The organism is Arthrospira sp. PCC 9901, from assembly GCF_059013425.1.
In genome coordinates this window covers 480,818-502,063 of sequence record NZ_CP102296.1, presented here as the reverse complement: position 1 = coordinate 502,063, position 21,246 = coordinate 480,818, and the positions used below count along the sequence as shown (strand labels likewise).

Genomic DNA, 21,246 nt, shown 5'->3' with positions numbered 1-21,246 from the left:
TATTGGTCTCCCCAACCATGAAACCCCAGACTAACTTTATTGTCATTGATACAGAAGGACAACCGATTCTGAAAGCTATGGCGATCGTTGATCATCAGGGAAACTTAATTTATGAAGCCTTTGACGAAAGACATTGCCAAAATCCCCAACTTATCGACCAAAGTAAACCCCTGAAAACCATAGTTAATGAATTCTTAGCTATAGCCGGTTCTCAAACCATTATCTGTCACTATGCACGTCATGATATGGAAGTGCTTAGGAATACATTTCGCGCCGTTGGTGTCCGACCAAATCACCTCAGTTTTCAATGCAGTTTTGAATTGGCTCAACGCTATCTTCCACAATTGGGAAGTAATAGCCTAGAAACTATTAGCAAACAGCTAAATTTAAGCCGGGATGACCAGACCCATAACCGCGATTACCTCCATCGTGCCAAACATGATGCCTTATTTACTTATCAACTTTATCGACGCATGATTAACGAACTATTAAAAACTCGACTGCAACATCAACCCAACCCCTTTGGAACCAGCAGGGTTGATACTCCTTTCCAAAACCACATTGATTTTAGGGCGATTTTTGACAATGAATTTGAGCGACTAAAACATATTATTTCTGATATTAAAAATGATGTCAATCATCAGAGTAAAGGAGCCGTAGTTATTGGAGAACCCGGTTCTGGTAAAACTCACCTAATGATGAGATTAGCCCAAGATTTATTAACTAAGAATAGGCTCTTATTTATTCGGCAACCCAATAATCCTGACACGGTTCTATTTCATACCTATAGCCGCATTCTGGAGTCTTTAATTCAAACAGTTCCTCACAGTTCACATACTCAGCTTGAATATTTGCTGGCTAATAGTTTCGCGCAAATCATCAAAAATACTGAGGCTTATGCTACCCCTATCACCCAAAAAGATGAACGATTAATTGAGTTAATAAAAGCCGATAATCTCAAGCTATTTACCGACCTCGGAAAAGAGGATACTCGCCTGAAACGAGAATATTGGCAACACATAGAAAAACGTGCTTATGATTGGTGGATTAATCAGTTTTCTTCTGCTGGATATTCGCCGAAAATTCTCAAAGGGATAATTCGGTTTTGTGGCTATACCGATTTTAAACGCCGCCAAACTATTACTCAGTGGTTAGCTATGAATGATGTAGCACCCGAGGAATTAGAAAAGGTCGGTTTGGAAAGCTGGGGAGAAGATACCAGTCGGGAGGAAATTTCCCTGGCGGCGTTGGCGGTTTTTAGTAAGCTGTCTCTCTTGGATGAACCCTTAATTATTATTTTTGACCAGTTAGAAGGTTTGGGTCAAAAACACAATGAACGACTGTTACAAAGTTTTGGAGAGGCGGTTAAAGAAATCTTTACCCATGTTCCCAATAGTTTAATTATCTTAAATCTGTTTCCCGATCGCTGGTTACAATTTCAGCAGGTTTTTGATGGTTCAATTATTGACCGTATTTCTCAATCTCAAATTATCCTAAATAAGCCATCTAATGAACAACTCAAGCAATTACTTGATTTAAAAGCACAGGTGGCTGATGTGACTATTGATGAATTATTTGAACCCCAGGAAATTGCCGACATTTTAACTGCGCCTTCTATTCGTTCAGTTGTGAATGCGGCGGCGGACTACTACCGCTATAAAATTGATGGTATTTGTTTACCTCAGAGACCTGATAAATCGGGTAATTCTGGGGTAATAGGGATGATGGAAAAACAAATTCATCAGTTGAGAGAAGAGGTGGCGGAACTCAAATTCATTGTCAGTAAATTAGTTGATACTTTTAATTTAGCCGACGGGGAAAATATTGTCAGAGTTTTTCCTAATGGTATGGCGGCTAGGTCGCCAATTAACTCTTCTCGGCGTAGTCAATTAGAAGATTATCTACGACAGCAAAGGGGTATCCTAGAACAGAATTATGGTCAACCAGCGATTATTTCGGAAAGTGATGATTTCGGGAAATTAAAGATGATTATTGAATCATTAAAGCTGGTTTTGTCTCCCCTGAGTGTGGATATTTTGCGACTGGGGAAACGGGTACTTCCTGAACATTTGGTGATTAAGACAGCAACCCATCAATTTGCGATCGCTTTTTTGCACCAAAGCGGGACTCGATTTTATCACCGGATGAGAAACTTAAACGAATTGGTCAGCCATCGTCCTGATATTCATTTTAACCTGTGTCGAGATGCGCGGGAAGATTTGATATCAGGAAAGTCTAGTAAGATAGAGTTAGAAAAGTTCTGTCAGGGGAACAATAGCCATTATCTTCTGTTTGACCGAGACCAACGCATCACTTTTGAGTTAATTTATCAGGCGATCGTTGATATCCAAAATCGCGATTTAGAGATAGATTTACCAGAAGCCTTAGATATTCTCCTGTTAGACTACCAGGACTATTGGCTATTCCAAAACCTCACCAAACTCACCCTAGATGGTTAGCAGCCAAATAGCTGAATAGTTGAGTTTAGAAATAGGTTGGATGATGCTTTTGTCTCACCCAACCTATCCGTAACTTAAGACACTGTAGACATCAACTTGGAAGAAGATGCAATTTCGGGTACTTTATTCCAAGTATGATCAGAGATGGTATCAGGGACTGGAACCGGATAACCCATACCTCGCCAAAATTCTTGAACTCTTGTTTGTTTAGCTTCCAGACGAGTTTTTAGCATTTCCGCTGCTTTCTCGGGTTCGCCACAACCACAGAAAAATAAATCAGCCGCAAAATAGCCATATTCCGGCCAAGTGTGAATGGCAATGTGGGACTCGGCTAGGGTAGCCGTGGCGGTTACACCATGAGGACTAAACTGGTGAACACAGATATCTATAAGGGTAGCACTTCCCGCAGCGATCGCATCAAGAATGGCTTGACGGATCAGATCTGGGTCGTTTAGGATATCAGCGGGACACTGCCACGCATCGACAACAATATGGGTTCCGAGTTGTTTCATTTTTGGTGATTTCACCCCCCTTTTCGTGGGTCGTAAATGGTTATGCTGGGCTAAAATCAGCAGTCGCTACTTCAGTTTAAGTCCGGGGAAAATAACCGAGTTTTAGAACTCTCCTCATGGGACAAATAGGGCCATCTTCCGGCGACGCTAGATTTTCGTACTCCAGTCTCTGCTATTGTAGCACTCTGTTATAATAATTGATCGCACTGAACATATAATTTTTTAGTTCAGTGATATTGATGTACTTCTGGACTTCAGCCAATTTTGTCCCCAACCGACCACCCAACAGTCACCAGTCAACCCCAAACTACCCCCAAACCGTTTCTCAAGTGGGCCGGGGGTAAGACTCGCTTAATTCCTCAGTATACTACTTACTTTCCCGACAATTACCAGACCTATTATGAGCCTTTTTTGGGCGGTGGTGCTATCTTTTTTTATCTACAACCTAACCGAGCAATTTTAAGTGATATTAATAGCGAACTAATTAATGCTTATCAATGTGTGCGTGATGATACTCAGTCGCTGATTAGCAAGTTAGAACAGCATCAGCAGAACCATAATCAAGGTTATTATTACCAGATGCGATCGCAAAAATTTGAGAATCCGCTTGACCAAGCCGCGCGCCTTATTTATCTCAACAAGACTTGTTTTAATGGCTTATATAGAGAAAATCGCCAGGGTCAATTTAACGTACCTATGGGGAAATATAAAAACCCGAAAATTTGCCCGAAAGAATTATTGATCACCGCCTCGAAAACTCTCCAATCTGCAACTCTTCAAGTCCAATCATTTGAAGCCATTGTCAATGAGGCTAATTCTGCTGATGATTTTGTCTATTTCGACCCTCCCTATCACCCCCTGAGTCCCACCAGTAACTTTACCAGCTACAGCCATCATAAATTTGGGGTTGATGAACAGGAAAAATTAGCCGAAATCTTTAAGACCTTACACAACAGAGGAGTGAAGGTGATGCTATCTAATTCTGATACTGAGTTAATCAGAGACTTATATAAGGACTTTAATATCCACCCTATCCAAGCGGGTAGGGCGATTAATTCAAATCCCCAAAATCGGGGAAAAATTACGGAACTTTTGATAACTTCCTATTAGGATAGGACGGCTAGTTTAATAACAAACTAACACAGAAACAATCAGAAAGATAGCCACAGCGCTATGTAGGAGATAATCTCGCTGAGGTTTGAGTGTAGCAGCAGGTTGAATAAAGTAAATCTTGGGTTCTTGCTGATCTTTGTTGATGGTATACATACTACTGGACTTGTTTGTGTGAGTTGCTTATCAGTAAATCTAAACAAAATCTAAAGTTTTGTCAAACAATATTGACAAAAGATTACTTATATGTATGATAAGCCAAGCGATCGCCTTGGAAAAATCGCACTCCCGGCGACTTTCGGGTGGAGCGGGTTGAGGGAACAGCAATGCCCAGGCTATAAATTTCTGGTAAAGTAGGAAGGGGAGTGCGAGACGTTCAGGCACGAAATAGGGTTGAAATACCTGAAATAACCGCCTGGTGGGGACTCCAGCCCCTCGGTTGGATAGAAGAAGCTCGTTTCTGACAATCCCCACAACTGTTTATATGTCCCAACGATTAGTATCATACGATACATAATCAAGGCAGGGAACCCAAGGTCAACATTCTCTGTAACAAGTCGTAATAATTCCTAACACAATGGAAGCTACGAAACAGAGATGAGGGTAACGGCGATAGCCACCCCCAGTTTCAGGAATCACACCCCTGGGATTGAAGCGGGGAACGGAAGGCGTGAGGGAAAACCTATTCCCAAATCTGACCACTGCCAACCATCTAAGATTAGGCGTGAGCCGAATGTCTGACTTGAACCATCGTAATTACTTAGCAGCGAAATGGGTTGAAACGCTGCGCTCAAAAGAGTAAGGGGAAAAAGTAGGGGGCTTCCCTTACCACCTACACAGACCTTTAAAAAGTACCCCGGTGGAAAGGACAAATCTAAAGATGGAATGCCCATATAAACGGAACGTTTTAACCCCTCATAGGCTCTGATTATCTGGTCGAGATAATCAGTAGTGAAAAGTGTAAGCGGATGCCTTCGAGGGGGTGAGATGTGACCAGAAGCCAACGCCCAACTGTAATGGAAGGGATATGCTAACGGGTCACGGTTTGAATGTAAGAAATAGAGCCCAGTAGGAGTACAAATGGCGATAGCGAGTTCAAAGAAAGGATTTGGGAAACCAAAACCAATCAAGACTACGAACAACGCATGGAGTGCGACTCGTTTCTGCCAAAAGTAGAAGGGATAATCCCCGAAACGTGGGCAGAGCAAGGAACACAGCCCCCTAAAAAGGGCATCGAACCTTGACAACTAGATATCGATGATGGTGAAAGTCCATCCCGCGAGGTGTATCGCGTGAAAGCACTTCCCCCACAGTAGAGACTGGTCATCAATCTGTGAAGCGGGGATGAAAGGGAGTAAGCCTGGGTCTAAACGGGCGCTCTCCCAAGCAAGTGTCCATGGATAGGAAACGAAGCCACATCCGAAGCGTCGTTAGTTGTAACCTGCGAAAATTGGACTGATACGCAGGAGCCAAAATGGCTAAGGATAAAGGGGAGGCTGATTTCATACAGACCTCTCATACACCCAAATAAACCCGGCGTATAGTGGCATCCTAAAGACACAATCAATCGATATCTGGAACGAGATCACCTCCGTTGACGCTCTCAGGAACAAGGTCGAAATCCTGAGTAGGAAACCATCCGCAAGCCAACGAGAGGAAGGATTGAGTCAGAAGCGAATGCCTGGGGTAATGCCCAGGATATGCTGACGGACTCACGATAATTTGGAAGATGGAGCTTTAGTAGCATGGAAACGCCCAAAACGATTGGAAACAATACGGTGGTGCTGGAATGGCGAGATGTCGATTGGAAATCAATCGAACGTCGAGTTTTCCGCCTGCAAAAACGGATTCATCAAGCCGAACATCGTGGTGACGTTAAAACAGTTCGCAGACTCCAAAAGTTACTGCTAAAAAGCTGGTCAGCCAGAATGCTAGCGGTTCGTCGGGTTACCCAGGATAACCAAGGCAAAAAGACGGCGGGAGTGGACGGGGCTAAATCCCTATCCCCAAAAGCACGTATGAACCTTGTAGGTCAATTGAAACTCAACTCGAAAGCCAAACCCGCACGCCGGGTATGGATTCCCAAACCGGGAAGAGACGAAAAGAGACCATTGGGAATACCCACAATGTACGACCGCGCATTACAAGCCCTAGTCAAAATGGCACTCGAACCCCAATGGGAAGCCAGGTTTGAACCCAACTCATACGGGTTCAGACCAGGAAGGTCTTGTCAGGATGCAATAGAGGCAATATTCAACGCTATTAGGTATAAACCTAAATGGGTACTGGATGCCGATATTGCCAAGTGCTTTGACAAGATTGACCATGGCAAACTATTGGACAAGCTCGAAACGATACCCGCCATTAGACGACAAATCCGAGCATGGCTAAAAGCTGGGGTAATAGACTCTGGACAACTATTCCCGACCGATGAGGGTACACCACAGGGAGGCGTAATAAGCCCCCTACTGGCAAACATCGCCCTCCACGGCATGGAAGAAAGCGTCAAGGAATTAGCGGAACAGCTACCCGGAAAAGGTAGCCGTAGAGACAGAAGGAAAGCGGTATCTCTAATCAGATACGCAGATGACTTCGTTATCATCCACGAAAACCTTGGGGTTATCGAGAAATGTCGTGACCACATCCAAGAATGGTTGAAAGGAATGGGATTAGAACTCAAAGAGGAAAAACCCATATCACCCACACGATTGAGGGTGAGCAACCGGGGTTCGATTTTCTAGGTTTCAACATCCAACAACATAAAGTTGGTAAACACAAAACCGGAATGAATACCCGTAATGAGCCTCTAGGATTCAAAACCATCATCAAACCCAGCAAAAAAGCTATTAAGACCCACTACCAGAAATTGAAACAGATAGTAGATTCTCACATCAGCGCACCACAAGAGGCGCTAATTACGCACCTTAACCCGGTCATCAAGGGATGGAGCAACTACTACTCAACAGTGGTGTCAAAACAAACATTTAACCAATTGGATAACCTCCTCTATTGGAAGTTAACCAGATGGGGAAAAAGAAGACACCCAAACAAAACTGGTAAATGGGCAGCCCGGAAATATTGGCAGAAGATTGGAAATAAAAGCTGGGCTTTCGCAACCCGCACGGAATCAAACCCGATGCAGATACGAACGCACATGGAAACACCAATCATCCGCCATATCAAGGTCAAAGGCGAAGCCAGCCCATATGATGGTAACCTTAAATATTGGAGTGCAAGAATGGGTAAACAACCCGGTATGCCAACAAGGGTGTCGAAACTCTTGAAGAAGCAAAAAGGGAAATGCGCCCACTGTGGACTGACATTCCGTGAAGAGGATATAATGGAAATCGACCACATCATCCCCAAATCAAAAGACGGAAAGGATGTGTACAAGAACCTCCAACTTCTTCATCGTCACTGCCACGATGTTAAGACTGCCTCAGATGGTAGTCGCGGTTCTCATGACAAGAGCCAAGTTGTTGAGGAGCCGGATGAGGTGAAAGTCTCAAGTCCGGTTCTGAAGACGAGTCGGGTGGGCGACTGCCCGGCTTAGTTTAACAGGCAGTCCCGTGGGCGAAAGTTCAGCGGAAAGTTTTTAAACTCCAAAAAAGTATATTTCAAGCAGCTAAATCGGGACAGGATGCAAAGGTTAGAAGATTGCAACGTCTATTGGTGAAGTCATATTATGCCCGGCTCCTAGCAGTACGGCGAGTGACCCAAGATAATCAAGGCAAGAAAACGGCTGGAGTCGATGGAATGAGAGCAATCTCACCAAGGCAAAGGTATGAACTTGTCGAAAGCATTAAGGGAAATCTCAAAGCAAAACCACTGCGACGGGTATGGATACCAAAACCCGGAAGGGATGAAAAACGCCCTCTGGGAATACCCACAATCCAAGACAGAGCGAGGCAAGCCTTGGTCAAGTCGGCACTTGAGCCCGAATGGGAATCAAGATTTGAAGGCACAAGCTATGGGTTCAGACCCGGACGGTCAGCCCAAGATGCAATTGGTAGAATTTATTCTGCCATAAAACAGGAACAATACTTTGTCCTAGATGCTGATATAGCAAAATGCTTTGACCGAATAAACCATGATTACCTACTGGCCAAAATTCATTGTCCAAGTAGTCTGAAAAGAGACCTGAAACAGTGGTTAAAAGCAGGCGTTCTGGATAACGGTGTATATGAGGATACAGAAACAGGGACACCACAAGGAGGGGTAATAAGCCCATTACTAGCCAACATCGCACTGGATGGTATGGAAAGGCTAGTTAAAGAAATGTATCCAAATAAAGGAACAACCACTCAGGTAAACCTTATAAGATATGCCGATGATTTTGTGGTCATTTCAAGAGACTTAGGAATCATTGAACAGTGCAAGACTGCAATTTCTGAATGGCTAAAACCTGTAGGATTAGAGATGAAACCTGAAAAGACCCGAATATGCCACACACTCAAGCCTATTGAGTACAACGGCAAGATTGAGGAACCTGGGTTCGATTTTCTAGGATTCAATATCAGGCAATATCCCGTAGGAAAATATAAATCTGGGAAAACAGGTGGAGTAGCAAGCCGGTTAATCGGTCACAAAACCCACATCAAACCCAGTAATAAAGCAGTTAAAGCTCACACAGAAGTGATTAAAGGTGCAATAAAACAACTCAAAACAGCACCTCAATCAGCCTTGATTAGTAAGCTAAACCCGATAATACGGGGATGGTCAAACTACTATTCAGGGGTAGTCTCGATGGAAACCTTCAATAAGCTAGATGATGTAATCTGGCAAATGTTGCGGGCATGGACAGTTTCAAGATGCGGAAAGGCAAGTTACAAAAAGCTGAGTAATTATTTCAGACCAGGAAAGGTCAAACTCAGTAATGGGAGAGAAAGGCAAGAAGCTTGGATGTTCCAAACCAAAGATGGGATACATCTATACAAACACAAATGGACACCAATTGTCAGACATACCCTAGTGCGCCCGGACGCAACACCATACGACGGAAATTGGACTTACTGGGCAACCAGAAAAGGACAAGCAATTGATACGCCAAAGAGAGTAGCCAAACTACTCAAGAAGCAGAAAGGCAAGTGCGCCTGGTGTGGACAATATTTTACCCCATCAGACTTATTGGAGGTAGACCATATCGTGCCCCGAAGCCAAGGTGGCAAGAATGAACACAAGAACCTCCAACTGCTACACCGCCACTGTCACGATGATAAAACCGCTCTGGATGAAGAGAGGTTGCTGTACTCGTAACAGAGAGACTATCAAACTAGGAGCCGTATGAAGGGAAACTTTCATGTACGGTTCTGAATGGGAGGGGATGGGGGTGACTCCATTCTCGACCCCTAATTATCCCCTTGATAGCGCGAAAAGTAAATTATGCTACAAACCGCAGCCCAGAACCCAGGTGCAGTTCACAGCGATTCAAAATTCGATGTAGAACTCCGTAAAGTATTCAAAGTATTCAACGGGGAAACCGCAGTGAGGGCGGTAGACCTAGACATAAAGCGGGGAGAATTTTTCAGCATTCTCGGACCGTCAGGCTGTGGTAAGACCACGACACTGCGGCTAATTGCTGGATTTGAAACCCCATCCGCCGGGGAGATTCTCATCAGGGGTCAGTCAATGAACCAAACCCCAGCCTATCAGCGCCCGGTAAATACAGTTTTTCAGAGTTATGCCCTATTCAATCACATGAATGTCTGGGATAACATCGCCTTTGGGTTGAAATTAAAACGCCTAGGGAAATCGGAAATTGAAGCGAAAGTCCTGGAAGCCCTACAATTGGTAAAGATGGAATCGTTTGCTAACCGTTATCCGAACCAAATGTCAGGGGGACAACAACAGCGGGTAGCTTTAGCGCGGGCTTTAGTAAATCGTCCAGCGGTGCTACTATTAGACGAACCCCTGGGAGCGTTAGATCTGAAATTGCGTAAACAAATGCAGATGGAGTTATCAAATTTGCATCGCAATTTGGGGTTAACCTTTGTGATGGTAACTCACGACCAAGAAGAAGCGATGAGTTTGTCCGATCGCATAGCGGTAATGCACGAGGGTCGCATTGAACAAATTGGCAGCCCCAACGAAATTTACCAACATCCCCAGACCCCCTTTGTGGCTGACTTTATTGGAGACACTAACCTATTTAAGGGACAAGTTGAACAAGCCAATAAGGAGGCTATACAAGTATTAACGGACACAGGGTTACAGATGATCGTAGCCATGAACAAGCGATCGCGCAATGACTACCCAGTAGTATCGCCTCATCAATTACGAGGGGGGGCGAAGGTTGTAGTGAGTATCAGACCGGAAAACATTACCCTACATTCTGAACCGCCAGAGACTCCCGGAAATAGTTTTGCCGGAAAATTAGTCGATCAGATGTACTTAGGTACTCACCTACAGTACATTGTCAAACTGAACACAGGGGAAACCCTAATGGTGCGACAGTCTCAGAGTTTAGGAGAAAACCTAGATTATGATCGCAATATTTATGTCTGTTGGAAACCCACAGATTGTTTAGCCCTACCGGAACCTCAACACCGCTAAAATAGTTGTTGTAATATTATGGTTTTGATGGCAACGGTAAAAAACAGTGCCCCCAAGGAAATTACGCCCGTTTGGTTTTCATAAAGGGATGCAGACCCGGCGCGGGTTTCTGCAATCGACTATGGCGGCGGCGATCGCCTCTTCCGCGTCAGGCTGTGGGTGGACTTTAGGCGAAATCAAAACCACCCCCAGCACCCGCTTCTCATCAGATACCCTGTATATATATACTTGGGCCGGATACACCGATCGCGATCTGCTAGAGCGCTTTACCCAGGAAACGGGGCTGAGAGTAGTGGCAGATGTATTCGATTCTAATGAGGCTATGTTAGCCCGTATACAGGCGGGAGGAGCGGGAGCATATAGTATCATCTACCCCTCGGAATACATGGTACAGAAGATGGTAGCACTAGGGCTATTAGCTGAATTAGACCATACCTTAATCGTGGGGTTAGAAGATCTATTTCCCAAATTCCAAAATCCCGATTATGACCCCAACTCCACTTATAGCGTCCCCCTGAGTTGGGGAACTACAGGTTTAATTTACAACAGCAGACTATTACCAAACTCTCCCGAAGACTGGGAAGATCTATGGACATATCAAGACCAACTCAGCCGTCGGCTAACCCTACTTAATGATGTACGGGAAGTGATGGGAGCTAGTTTGCGGCGTTTAGGCTACTCCTACAACAGCACCAATCCTAGGGAGATTAATCAAGCCTATCAGGAATTGGTCAAGCTGCGAGGAGCGATCGCATCTTTTACCACCGATGCTTGGCGACCTCAGATGATTGTAGGAGACTTACTCCTAGCCATGTGCTATTCTTCCGATGCGGCGGAAGTGATGCCCGAAAACGAAGATTTAGAATACATCACCCCCGTTAGTGGTTCTTCCCTGTGGATTGATACCCTGGTAATTCCCAAAAGCGCACCCAACCCAGAAGGTGCTTATCAGTGGATTAATTTTATGCTGCGACCAGACATCGCCATCCAAATTGTCGAACGCCTCAGCTTTGCTACCCCCTCCCTCGTCGCCTATCGCCAACTTCCCCAAGAACTCCGGGAAGACCCAGCCCTATTTCCCCCAGAAAGCGTGATTGCGAACAGCGAAACAGTTTCGCCCCTACCACCAGAGATAACCGCCCTTTTTGATCGCTATTGGACTAGACTCACCAGTGGTTAATTGGAACATCGGGTGCTAATACGAATTAAACCTTAAAAAAATGCTCAAACTCTATTATGGCTGTATCTACCCCCCCTAAGACCCCTTATGAACCTCCCACCACACCGGCTAAAACTGGCATCTCTCAGATCTGGTCAAAGTTAGCTGGACCCCTAATTATGCTGGGACCGGCGGGGCTGTGGTTACTACTATTGCTGGTGTTTCCCACCCTGGTGATTTTTCAACTCAGCTTAGTGGAGAATATTCGCCCTGGGGATGTGGTAATTCCTGATGGTCTGGGTAACTACCTGCGGGTATTTGAACCCATAAATTTGCGAGTAATTGCTAGATCGGTTAATTTTGCGATCGGAACCACAGTTTTTTGTTTGTTGTTAGGGTTTCCGGTAGCTTACTGGATAGCCGTTATGGCTCCACCCAAGTCCCGTAACCTTCTACTATTAGGGTTTGTTCTGCCTCTATGGACATCTTCCTTGCTGCGCTCCTATGCCTGGATTACCATTTTACGACCCACAGGAGTGCTAAACTCATTTCTGGGGTTATTGGGATTACCTACCCTAGCACTACTTAATAGCAGTCCAGCCGTTTTAATTGGCATGACCTATAGCTATTTACCCTATATGGTAACCGTGCTGTATGCCTCCCTGGAAAAACTAGATAGCCGTCTGTTGGAGGCTTCCGCTGATTTAGGAGCCAAGCCCCCCGAAACCTTCTGGAAAATTACAGTTCCCCAAACTAAGACCGGAATTATCGCCGGGTCACTATTAGTATTTATTAGTTCCCTGGGAGATTTTGTCGATCCAGAGCTGTTAGGCGGCGCTTCTAGCATGACCGTATCTCGACTGATTTACAATCAGTTTTTAGGAGCCACTCAAAACTGGGGTTTTGGTTCAGCCCTAAGTATGGTGCTAATTTTTGGCGTGAGTATAGCGATCGCTCTTTTAATCCGCTACGGTGATGGCAGACCCTCAAAATAAACAGGCGACCAACTCCGGCGCGTGTATAAAGTTGCACCCTAGCGTCCAGGCTCACTCCAGCACCCGCCCCTACCAAACTTAAAATTCCATGCAGGATATTAACAATCACAATCATCAGTCAGACATTCCTCAAGAAATGCAAAAGCCTAAAATTAGATTTCGGGTATCTTGGCAGATCATATTTGTTGGTCTGATGTTCCTGTATATGTATCTGCCTATCTTGGTTCTCACCTTTTATAGCTTTAATCAATCCCGCTATAGTGCTGGGTGGCAGGGATTTACCCTACAGTGGTATGTCAAACTTTTTCAGGATACCCGCATCCTTAGCGCCCTGAAAAATAGCCTCACCGTTGGCTTGAGTGCCGTAGCCATATCAGCAGTCATTGGAACCCTGATGGCTGTCGGACTATCTAGGTTTCGGTTTCCGGGAAAAGGTATTTATCTGGGGGTATCTTACCTGCCCTTAATTATCCCCGACATTGCGATCGCTGTTTCCACCCTAGTATTTTTAGCAGCCTTAGCCATTCCCCTGAGTTTATCAACTATCATAGGCGCTCATGTAGTCTTCTGTCTCGCCTATGTCGCCCTGGTCGTATCCACTCGCCTGGCTGACCTAGACCCCCACTTAGAAGAAGCTGCATTAGACTTAGGGGCGACACCCGAGCGAGCCTTTATCAAAGTCTTGCTACCCCAACTGATGCCCGGTATCATTTCTGGCTGTTTATTAGCCTTTGTGCTGAGTATGGATGATTTTTTGATTGCCAGTTTCACCGCCGGAAGTGGCGCAACTACCCTACCTATGGAAATTTTTAGTCGCATTAGAACCGGAGTTAAACCCGATATTAACGCCCTCAGCGTCATTTTGATTATGGGTTCCGGGCTGTTAGCATTTGCCGGAGAGTTTCTCAGAAATCAAAGTCAGAAGAACTGAAAAATTGTCTTGGTTCCCGTATACGGGGTAAACTGTTTGTCTTGCTGTTCGCCATGAACGTGGCTTAAATTTAACCTGTGTGGATAACATCATCAAAAGATACGGTTCTAACTCCGACTGCTGTTGCCTTGGGTAACTTCGATGGATTTCATCGAGGACATCAACAGGTAGTCCGACCCATTCTCAACCCCAATCAAGTAGCCGTAGATTCCCAGAAGGTAGGGGGCGGATATTCCGAGACAACTCCGCCATTCGGGATTTCTGGCTATGGAACAGTGGTCACTTTTAATCCTCACCCCCAGGAATTTTTTACAGGTCAAACCAAAAAACTGTTAACTCCCTTACCGGAAAAAATTGAGATTCTACGCAGGTTTGGGGTTCAGCAGTTGGTGCTTTTGCCTTTTGACAAAGATTTGGCTAGTCTCACCCCAACTCAGTTCGTTGAGCAGATTTTGGTGGAGTATTTACAAGCTACTCGGGTGAGTGTCGGTTTTGATTTTCGCTTCGGTCGCCATCGCATGGGTAGTACCGAGGACTTAAAGGCGATCGCCTCTCAGTATGGTATTGATGTCGAAATAGTTTCTCGCTTTCCCTGTCCTTATGGCGATCGCATCAGTAGTTCCATCATCCGAGAATCCCTTACAGAAGGTCATCTTAACCGTGCTAATCAACTATTAGGACGTGCTTATACCCTCCTCGGTGAAGTGGTACAGGGTCAACAATTAGGGCGGACTCTGGGATTTCCTACAGCTAATTTACAACTGCCACCAGAGAAGTTTTTACCTCGATACGGTGTTTATGCAGTCCTGGTTACCGGACTTGCTGCCCGGTACGGCAAAACTATCGCGCCTCAGTTAGGAGTGATGAATATTGGTTGTCGTCCTACTGTAGCTGGAGACAATCCTACCGTTGAGGTTCATTTATTAGATTGGGATGGGGATTTATATGGTCAGAGTTTGACTGTCAGTTTAGAGGGGTTTTTGCGACCAGAACAAAAATTTGCATCCCTTGAACAGCTAAAGGCGCAAATTCAAAGGGATTGTACCCACGCGCGAACCTATCTCCAGGCTAGGAAAAATCTGCCCCTACTGGATTAATCTAGTTGCCTGACTAATGTTGATTTTGAACTGCTCTATAAGGCTATAGTTCTCGTCGGGAATAAGGTTTCAATCCACACCTGCGCCCCAGAACATAGCTTTTTGAACGGTTGATATAGTAGGCGGCAGGGCCCATCAATTATTATTTCCGAAGCATACAAGGTTTTATTGCCTTTGTTCAAGATAATTGGTGGTTTTAGCAATTGTTGGATGTCGCCTATCTCTCCTTGGGTTTCCCTGAGTATGTGGTTGTTTTTACCAATGACTTTCTTGTTGATATGAATATACGTGGGTTTATTCTTAGGACGGCTACATTGCCAAGTAGGCTTCGGACCACGCCCCCCAGGAGTGATTTCAGGCATTTCGCCAGTTAAGGGAATGGCCCACATCCTACCAATTCGTTGACACTCCCCGCGAGTCACGCGACGGGGATTCTTGGTTCATCAACCGGACTTAACTGAGCAGGATTTTTCCAACCCAGCCAGAGGCCCGCTCTCCCCAAGCGTATAACTTCCCGTGTGCCCCACGGTAGTTAGTCCCAGGCGCAGGATATTGATGGCCGCATTCACATCTCGGTCAGCCTCATAGCCGCAATGCGGACAGTGGTGGGTTCTGACTGAGAGTGCCTTCTTGACTCGTTGGCCGCAGCTTGAGCAATCCTGGCTCGTATATTGGGGAGGAACGGCAATCGTTACCTTCCCGTACTTCCTGCCAAAATACTCCAACCAACAGCGAAATATTGACCATCCTGCATCACTAATCGACTTGGCTAGATGCCGATTGCGTACTAACCCTTTCACATTCAAGTCTTCGTAGGCAACCAAATCGTTAGATTGGATGACGCAGTAGGCGATGCTCTTCGCCCACTCATTACGCTGCCTACTTACCCTTAAATGCTTCCGGGCGTATCGGTTCCTAGCCCTGTGATAGTTCCTGGACTGTGGTTTTGCCCCCTTGCGGTACTTTCTGGACTTCTCTCGATTGGCCTTGTTCAACCGCCTTTCAGACTTGCGATAGAACTGCGGTGCTTCCACCACACTGCCATCACTGGCAGCGATAAAATACCGCAACCCTAGGTCAATGCCAACAGCTTTTTGACTCGGTTCACTCTGCACCTGAACATCAACCTGGATGCAGAACTGAACGTAGTAGCCATCAGCGCGACGGACTAAGCGAACCCGTTTAATCAGGGATTCGTCATAGCGTGCCAGATCGTAGGTTCCGAGCAACCGCAATTCCCCAATCCCGAAGCCATCGGTGAATGTGATGCGCTTCGGCCCGAGCAGTTTCCATCCAGAGGTTTTGTACTCCACCGAGCGGGAATGCTTTTTGAACCTGGGGAATCCTACGGGCTTAATGCCCTTTTTGCAGTTGTCGTAGAACCGACTGATTGAACTCCAGGCCCGTTCTGCTGAAGCCTGACGAGCCATGGAGTTGAGTTTCTTGGCAAAGGGAAACTCCTCAGCTAACGCTTTGCAGAGTTTGCTAAGGTCGTATTTGCCGACATCTTGGCTATCCATCCAATAGCGCAACGCCTTATTACGGACAAATTGAGCCGTCCGTATAGCGTCCTCTATAGCGGTAGCCTGGGCAGGCTTTACCCGTGCTTTGAACTCAAGTACAATCATTTTCCCTCATACTAGCATATCTGGCGTAAGAATGCGGCTAAAGCCGCCGTTGCTTTTCATCCCTGGGCTAAAGCCACAGGGCTTTCAAGCTATCGTCTATTCACGTAAGCTCCGGGAATTCTACCACTATACAAAAGATGCCTAACTCGGGTGGTGCTTACACCCATCAATTTTGCGGCTTGAGAAGTACCTATGAACATCATCGGCAAAAACTATTACGATAGTATAATAAATATTATAGCGGATAATCTCTGGTTGGTCGAAACTGCTGTCTGTTGAGGTCTGGGAATTCTTGGTGGGCAAGAATTGGCGGGGTTTGAGGCGATCGCCCTTCAGTAACACATTGGCATCCTCTGCTTTCGCGCTCTATGGCCAATGATTAGTGATCACCCAAGACAATCAATATTTAGATGGGCAGGGGGGCGGCGGAGTCCAGTTGTGGCAGAAGTTGAGAATAATTACACCTGATAAATCTCCCCTAATTGTAGTTGACAGATGAGGAAAAATAGCTCTCCGAACTCGAACACAACTCAGGTTAATGGGGATGTAAAAGCGATCGCTTCCCTGGCGCGAGCAGCCATCAGAAATCGTGGCGGAAAGGGGCTATGAGCAGATGGTGTTAGAAAATATCTATACAGATAGTCTGCGGGTAGCTGTGCAACGGTCAAAAATGCTGTATCCTCTCACTCAGAGGGTTGAATCACCGGAGAATTGAATGAGAGAACGTATTGAACGATTAAAGCAAAATTTAGGTCGGACTATAGTTGGTAAAGAAGAGTCAATTCGCCTAACCTTGGTGGCGCTGCTGGCGGGGGGTCATGTGCTGTTGGAAGATGTACCCGGAGTAGGTAAAACTTTACTGGCTAAATCCTTGGCTCGTTCTATTGATGGAGTTTTCCAGAGGATTCAATGTACACCGGATTTATTACCAACCGATATTACTGGTACTAATATTTGGAATCCTAGCAGTGGTGAGTTTGAATTTTTGCCGGGGCCAGTATTTGCTAATATTTTACTTACTGATGAAATTAACCGAGCTACACCCCGCACTCAGTCGGCTTTGTTGGAGGTCATGGAAGAAAGACAGGTGACGATTGATCGGGTATCGCGCATGGTTCAGAAGCCTTTTTTTGTGATTGCGACTCAGAACCCGATTGAGTATCAGGGAACTTTCCCTCTCCCAGAAGCGCAAATGGATCGGTTTATGTTGTCTTTAACTTTGGGATATCCCAGTGAACAGGAAGAGTTGCAAATGTTGCGACGCTTGAGTGAGGGGGTACAGGTTGATGAACTTAAACCCTGTCTCAGTTTACAGGATATTCTGACTCTGCAAAAGGAATGTCAGAGAGTCCAGGTGGATGGGTCTTTACAGCAGTATATTCTTAATTTGGTTCGCGCTACACGGGAGCATGAGGATATTATGTTGGGTGTGAGTCCTAGGGGGGCGATCGCTCTTCATCGTACTACCCAGGCTTTGGCTTTTTTATCGGGACGAGATTATGCCGTTCCTGATGATATTAAATTATTGGCTCCCCATGTCCTTTCACATCGCTTGATTACTGCTGGCGGTCGCCGTTCTAAGACCGTTATTGAAGTCCTACTGCAATCTGTACCGATTCCATCCTAGGCTGCTACTGCTATTTATTAACTGCGACCTAAAATCTTCAGACGCAGCACAAGATACCCCTCTGTCTTTTATGGCTTTGAGGGGTTTTTTGGTGCTGCTCAGATGCTAACGATAGGTATGCGATCGCATTTGAATCACTGAGAAAACCTAGTTTCTCAGCATTATAGAAGTATCAAAACTAGACAATATGCTACTTTCGCAATTGCATCAACTCTGCTAATCTTCAGAGCCTACCTGTTTCAGATGAATGTGCTTACGTCCCAGAATAATCTCAAATTCATCTCCGGGTTGCAGATCCATTTGCTTCGTATAGGCTGACCCAATCAACAGGTTGTTATTAGATTGAACCGTAATTCTATAACTGGCAGAGCGTCCGCCGCGTCCATTTCCTTCTGGTTTCCCATCTAGTTCGATTCCTTCTGCCTCTATTAAGGCGTTAAGGAATTTCATCATATTAACTCGCTCTATACCGTCTTTGGTTAACGTATAGTATCCGCATTTTTTGGCTTTCTCTTCTTTCTTCATGTTGCCGAGATGTCGGACTTTTTCTAAGAGTTCTTGACCAGTGAGCTGTTGTGGTTGAGTTTCCGAATTGTTCTTCTTAGCCATGAGATCTTCCCTTGCATATTCGAGATGGTGTCATCACGCCAGTTATGGTTATCGCTCCGACAACCATAACTGTTCACGATGACCTGGTACCTGCATACCATCTTACACTAAGATTGCAGAATTATTCATCTCAATGATTAACATTTTTAACAGATGTAATCATCGGATAGCTGATTGTGTAAAGGCTTACCTGTTTGTGGTTTCCCAGAGCTATTACTCGCGCTGGTTGAGGTCAAACTCAGTTAGAATATAGGAAGGGCGGATCATCGGTCAAATCCCGATGATGGCAATGTTAATCAATGATGTATCCGTAAATTCAACTATATGGATACCCATGAGTAGTCTAGGTTAAGGTTGGTAGCAACTGACGAGACTATCAAGCCAATAAACACAAAAATCACTGTTAATTTGAAAGGGATTAATGAAGTTAACTACTCGCGGACATTATAGTGTTAAAGCCTTATTAGATTTAGCGGTGCTGCAAAACCAGGGTCCGATTTCGGTGCGAGCGATCGCCTCTCGGCAAAATATTCCCGCTCCCTATCTAGAAAAGTTACTAATTGAGATGCGACAAAGAGGGTTAGTAATTTCTGTAAGAGGCGCTCAGGGGGGATATCAGTTAGCATATCCACCGGCTCAAATTTCTCTGGGTCAAATTCTGGAAGCAGTTGGTGAGACCATAGAACCTTTATCTAACCATCAACCTGATGCTGAAAAAATAGAGGATTGGGTAACATTTACTCTCTGGAATCGTCTCCATGAAAAATTAAAGGAGGCTCTGTATAGCATCTCTCTGGAAGACCTTTATTATGATGCCCTAAGTTGGCAGGCGGCTCAGGGAGAGTCTGCTAGTTTTGTGGTTTAATTGTATGGAGGCAGTTAAGGATTACATGGCAGTCAATAAATGAGTGATTTCCCAACAATAGTAATTTTGGCAATAGCGGCTGGCTTGGATTATGCTATCGGTGATCCGTGGAATTGGCTGCATCCAGTTCAAGTTATGGGTTGGGTGATTACCAAATTCACTCAACCAGTTCTGAGATATTTTAAGAGTCCTTTATCTCAAAAGCTGGCAGGGATTTGGGTGGGGTTGATTTTGGTCATTGGTAGCGGATTGGTCAGTTGGCTGATGGTGGCAGCAGTTAAAACTATGACCGTGCAATTGCCGTTTCATGGTATTATCAGTGTGGGGCTACAAAGTATTCTTTTAGCTAGTTGCTTTGCTGCTAGGAGTTTGCGAGCAGCGGCTGAGGATGTACAAGAGGCTCTGCAACGGGGGGATTTGCCAACAAGCCGCCAGCGATTAAGTCAGTATGTGGGTCGAGATACCGAACAGTTATCGAAACCGGAAATTGAACGGGCTATTGTGGAAACTATTACCGAAAATGCGATCGATGGTATGATGGCTCCCCTATTCTATGGGATTATTGGTTTACTGATACCAGCAGTGGGAAGTGTTCCTCTGGCTTGGGCTTATAAAGCTGCCAGCACTCTTGATTCAATGATTGGTTATCGTGAAGCACCTTATACTCATATAGGATGGTTTAGTGCTAAATTGGAGGATGTTCTGACTTGGCTTCCTTGCCGCCTCAGTGTAATTACGGTTGCTCTGTTGTCGGGTCAACCTAGACGGGTTTGGCAAATATGTCGCCGAGATGCCATTCATGATCCTAGTCCTAATGCGGGTTGGAGTGAATGCGCCTATGCTGTAGCTTTGGGAGTACAATTGGGGGGAGTGAATCAATATAGAGGAAAAGTTAAACATAAACCTACTTTAGGAGATCCGATTTCCCCCATTACCTCAGAAACTATTGAACGGGCACTAGCTATCACCCGTTCCTCAGTTTTTATATGGTTAGGCTTGACTTTTATTATATTTATAATTAGGGTAATATTTTAGCAATAAAAATAAGCCTTTATTTAGCCAATAATATCGGCAGCAAATATAGATATTTGGCAGATATCTAAACCAGTAATTTTGTGAAGCAATCAACTTGAATCATGAGTAAAATTGTCGAGATTCTATCTGCTGAAGAAATGCGGCGAACTTTAAACCGTTTAGCATCCCAAATTGTGGAAAGGGGGGGAGATTTATCTAACCTGGTATTATTGGGAATATATACGCGGGGGGTTGCCCTTTCGGAAAGGTTAGGGAACCAAATCAACTTGCTGGAACAGTTGACGGTTCCTCGTGGCGCTTTGGATATTACTTTTTATCGGGATGATTTAGATAAAGTGGGTATGCGAACTCCCGCACAAACTAAAATCCCTTTTGACCTGACCGGTAAAAAAGTGGTTTTGGTGGATGATGTAATTTATAGTGGTCGTACTATTAGGGCGGCTTTGAATGCGGTAATTGAATATGGAAGACCGGAGACTATCCAACTGGCGGTTTTAGTTGATCGCGGTCATCGACAACTACCCATTCAAGCGGATTTTATTGGCAAAGAACTCCCGACGGCTAGGGATGAACAGGTGCGAGTATATCTGGAAGAAGTAGATGGATACGATCGCATAGAATTAAAGTCAGAATAAGTCCAAGGTATCCATAGAAATTGGGAACTGTG

At 45.0% G+C, this 21,246-nt stretch carries 17 protein-coding genes and 3 pseudogenes; 14 read left to right on the top strand and 6 right to left on the bottom strand.

What is annotated here, in order from left to right:
* Window positions 1-17: 17 nt before the first annotated feature.
* Entirely contained in the window at window positions 18-2,459 is a 2,442-nt protein-coding gene (locus tag NLZ44_RS02360) for an exonuclease domain-containing protein (protein ID WP_493751742.1), read from the top strand.
* 74 nt (window positions 2,460-2,533) lie between these two features.
* Here the strand turns inward: NLZ44_RS02360 and speD are convergent, their stop codons facing one another.
* Window positions 2,534-2,971, bottom strand: a complete 438-nt coding sequence (gene speD, locus NLZ44_RS02355; RefSeq protein ID WP_006623519.1) for an adenosylmethionine decarboxylase — start codon at window positions 2,969-2,971, stop codon at window positions 2,534-2,536.
* A 264-nt stretch (window positions 2,972-3,235) separates the two neighbouring features.
* On the opposite strand from speD, the gene NLZ44_RS02350 reads away from it, so the two are divergent.
* Complete coding sequence (locus NLZ44_RS02350; RefSeq protein WP_493751741.1) at window positions 3,236-4,081, top strand: DNA adenine methylase; 846 nt, start codon at window positions 3,236-3,238, stop codon at window positions 4,079-4,081.
* Between the two features lie 15 nt (window positions 4,082-4,096).
* Here NLZ44_RS02350 and NLZ44_RS02345 read toward each other — a convergent pair whose 3' ends face one another.
* A complete protein-coding gene (locus NLZ44_RS02345; protein ID WP_199456289.1) occupies window positions 4,097-4,237 on the bottom strand; it encodes a hypothetical protein in 141 nt (46 codons plus the stop codon).
* Window positions 4,238-5,161: 924 nt separating this feature from the next.
* Between NLZ44_RS02345 and NLZ44_RS02340 the strand changes: the two are divergent.
* The 8 genes and pseudogenes from NLZ44_RS02340 to NLZ44_RS02305 all read left to right on the top strand — a co-directional run.
* Window positions 5,162-5,236, top strand: a pseudogene (locus tag NLZ44_RS02340) (reverse transcriptase N-terminal domain-containing protein); the annotation flags it as partial.
* A 590-nt stretch (window positions 5,237-5,826) separates the two neighbouring features.
* Window positions 5,827-7,634, top strand: a pseudogene (gene ltrA / locus NLZ44_RS02335) (group II intron reverse transcriptase/maturase).
* Between the two features lie 5 nt (window positions 7,635-7,639).
* Window positions 7,640-9,337: pseudogene (gene ltrA / locus NLZ44_RS02330) on the top strand (group II intron reverse transcriptase/maturase); the annotation flags it as partial.
* Between the two features lie 126 nt (window positions 9,338-9,463).
* On the top strand, window positions 9,464-10,633 hold the full coding sequence (locus NLZ44_RS02325) for an ABC transporter ATP-binding protein (protein WP_493751740.1): 1,170 nt from the start codon (window positions 9,464-9,466) through the stop codon (window positions 10,631-10,633).
* Between the two features lie 88 nt (window positions 10,634-10,721).
* Window positions 10,722-11,813 carry a polyamine ABC transporter substrate-binding protein gene (locus tag NLZ44_RS02320; RefSeq protein ID WP_493751739.1) on the top strand — a complete coding sequence of 364 codons (1,092 nt, stop codon included), beginning with the start codon at window positions 10,722-10,724 and terminating at the stop codon, window positions 11,811-11,813.
* Between the two features lie 56 nt (window positions 11,814-11,869).
* Window positions 11,870-12,787, top strand: a complete 918-nt coding sequence (locus NLZ44_RS02315; RefSeq protein WP_008055167.1) for an ABC transporter permease — start codon at window positions 11,870-11,872, stop codon at window positions 12,785-12,787.
* 88 nt (window positions 12,788-12,875) lie between these two features.
* On the top strand, window positions 12,876-13,718 hold the full coding sequence (locus NLZ44_RS02310) for an ABC transporter permease (RefSeq protein ID WP_493751738.1): 843 nt from the start codon (window positions 12,876-12,878) through the stop codon (window positions 13,716-13,718).
* Between the two features lie 77 nt (window positions 13,719-13,795).
* On the top strand, window positions 13,796-14,815 hold the full coding sequence (locus NLZ44_RS02305; protein WP_008055155.1) for a bifunctional riboflavin kinase/FAD synthetase: 1,020 nt from the start codon (window positions 13,796-13,798) through the stop codon (window positions 14,813-14,815).
* A gap of 35 nt (window positions 14,816-14,850) precedes the next feature.
* Here the strand turns inward: NLZ44_RS02305 and NLZ44_RS02300 are convergent, their stop codons facing one another.
* The 3 genes from NLZ44_RS02300 to NLZ44_RS02290 all read right to left on the bottom strand — a co-directional run bounded on the left by NLZ44_RS02300 (window position 14,851) and on the right by NLZ44_RS02290 (window position 17,111).
* A complete protein-coding gene (locus tag NLZ44_RS02300; protein ID WP_111891605.1) occupies window positions 14,851-15,204 on the bottom strand; it encodes a DNA-binding protein in 354 nt (117 codons plus the stop codon).
* A gap of 54 nt (window positions 15,205-15,258) precedes the next feature.
* Window positions 15,259-16,443, bottom strand: coding sequence for an RNA-guided endonuclease InsQ/TnpB family protein (locus NLZ44_RS02295; protein ID WP_493751737.1), 1,185 nt, complete (start codon window positions 16,441-16,443; stop codon window positions 15,259-15,261).
* Window positions 16,444-16,973: 530 nt separating this feature from the next.
* Window positions 16,974-17,111 carry a hypothetical protein gene (locus tag NLZ44_RS02290; RefSeq protein WP_493751736.1) on the bottom strand — a complete coding sequence of 46 codons (138 nt, stop codon included), beginning with the start codon at window positions 17,109-17,111 and terminating at the stop codon, window positions 16,974-16,976.
* A 47-nt stretch (window positions 17,112-17,158) separates the two neighbouring features.
* Between NLZ44_RS02290 and NLZ44_RS02285 the strand changes: the two genes are divergently transcribed.
* A complete protein-coding gene (locus NLZ44_RS02285) occupies window positions 17,159-18,070 on the top strand; it encodes an AAA family ATPase (RefSeq protein ID WP_493751735.1) in 912 nt (303 codons plus the stop codon).
* A gap of 216 nt (window positions 18,071-18,286) precedes the next feature.
* Here NLZ44_RS02285 and NLZ44_RS02280 read toward each other — a convergent pair whose 3' ends face one another.
* Window positions 18,287-18,679 carry an AbrB family transcriptional regulator gene (locus tag NLZ44_RS02280; protein ID WP_493751734.1) on the bottom strand — a complete coding sequence of 131 codons (393 nt, stop codon included), beginning with the start codon at window positions 18,677-18,679 and terminating at the stop codon, window positions 18,287-18,289.
* Between the two features lie 421 nt (window positions 18,680-19,100).
* Between NLZ44_RS02280 and NLZ44_RS02275 the strand changes: the two genes are divergently transcribed.
* From NLZ44_RS02275 to pyrR, 3 genes are all read left to right on the top strand, one after another.
* The gene (locus tag NLZ44_RS02275) at window positions 19,101-19,544 is read left to right on the top strand and encodes an Rrf2 family transcriptional regulator (RefSeq protein ID WP_111891279.1); all 444 of its coding nucleotides are present in this window, start codon (window positions 19,101-19,103) and stop codon (window positions 19,542-19,544) included.
* Between the two features lie 39 nt (window positions 19,545-19,583).
* Window positions 19,584-20,579 carry an adenosylcobinamide-phosphate synthase CbiB gene (gene cbiB / locus NLZ44_RS02270; protein WP_493751733.1) on the top strand — a complete coding sequence of 332 codons (996 nt, stop codon included), beginning with the start codon at window positions 19,584-19,586 and terminating at the stop codon, window positions 20,577-20,579.
* A gap of 101 nt (window positions 20,580-20,680) precedes the next feature.
* Window positions 20,681-21,214, top strand: a complete 534-nt coding sequence (gene pyrR, locus NLZ44_RS02265) for a bifunctional pyr operon transcriptional regulator/uracil phosphoribosyltransferase PyrR (protein WP_006623538.1) — start codon at window positions 20,681-20,683, stop codon at window positions 21,212-21,214.
* Window positions 21,215-21,246: the final 32 nt, after the last annotated feature.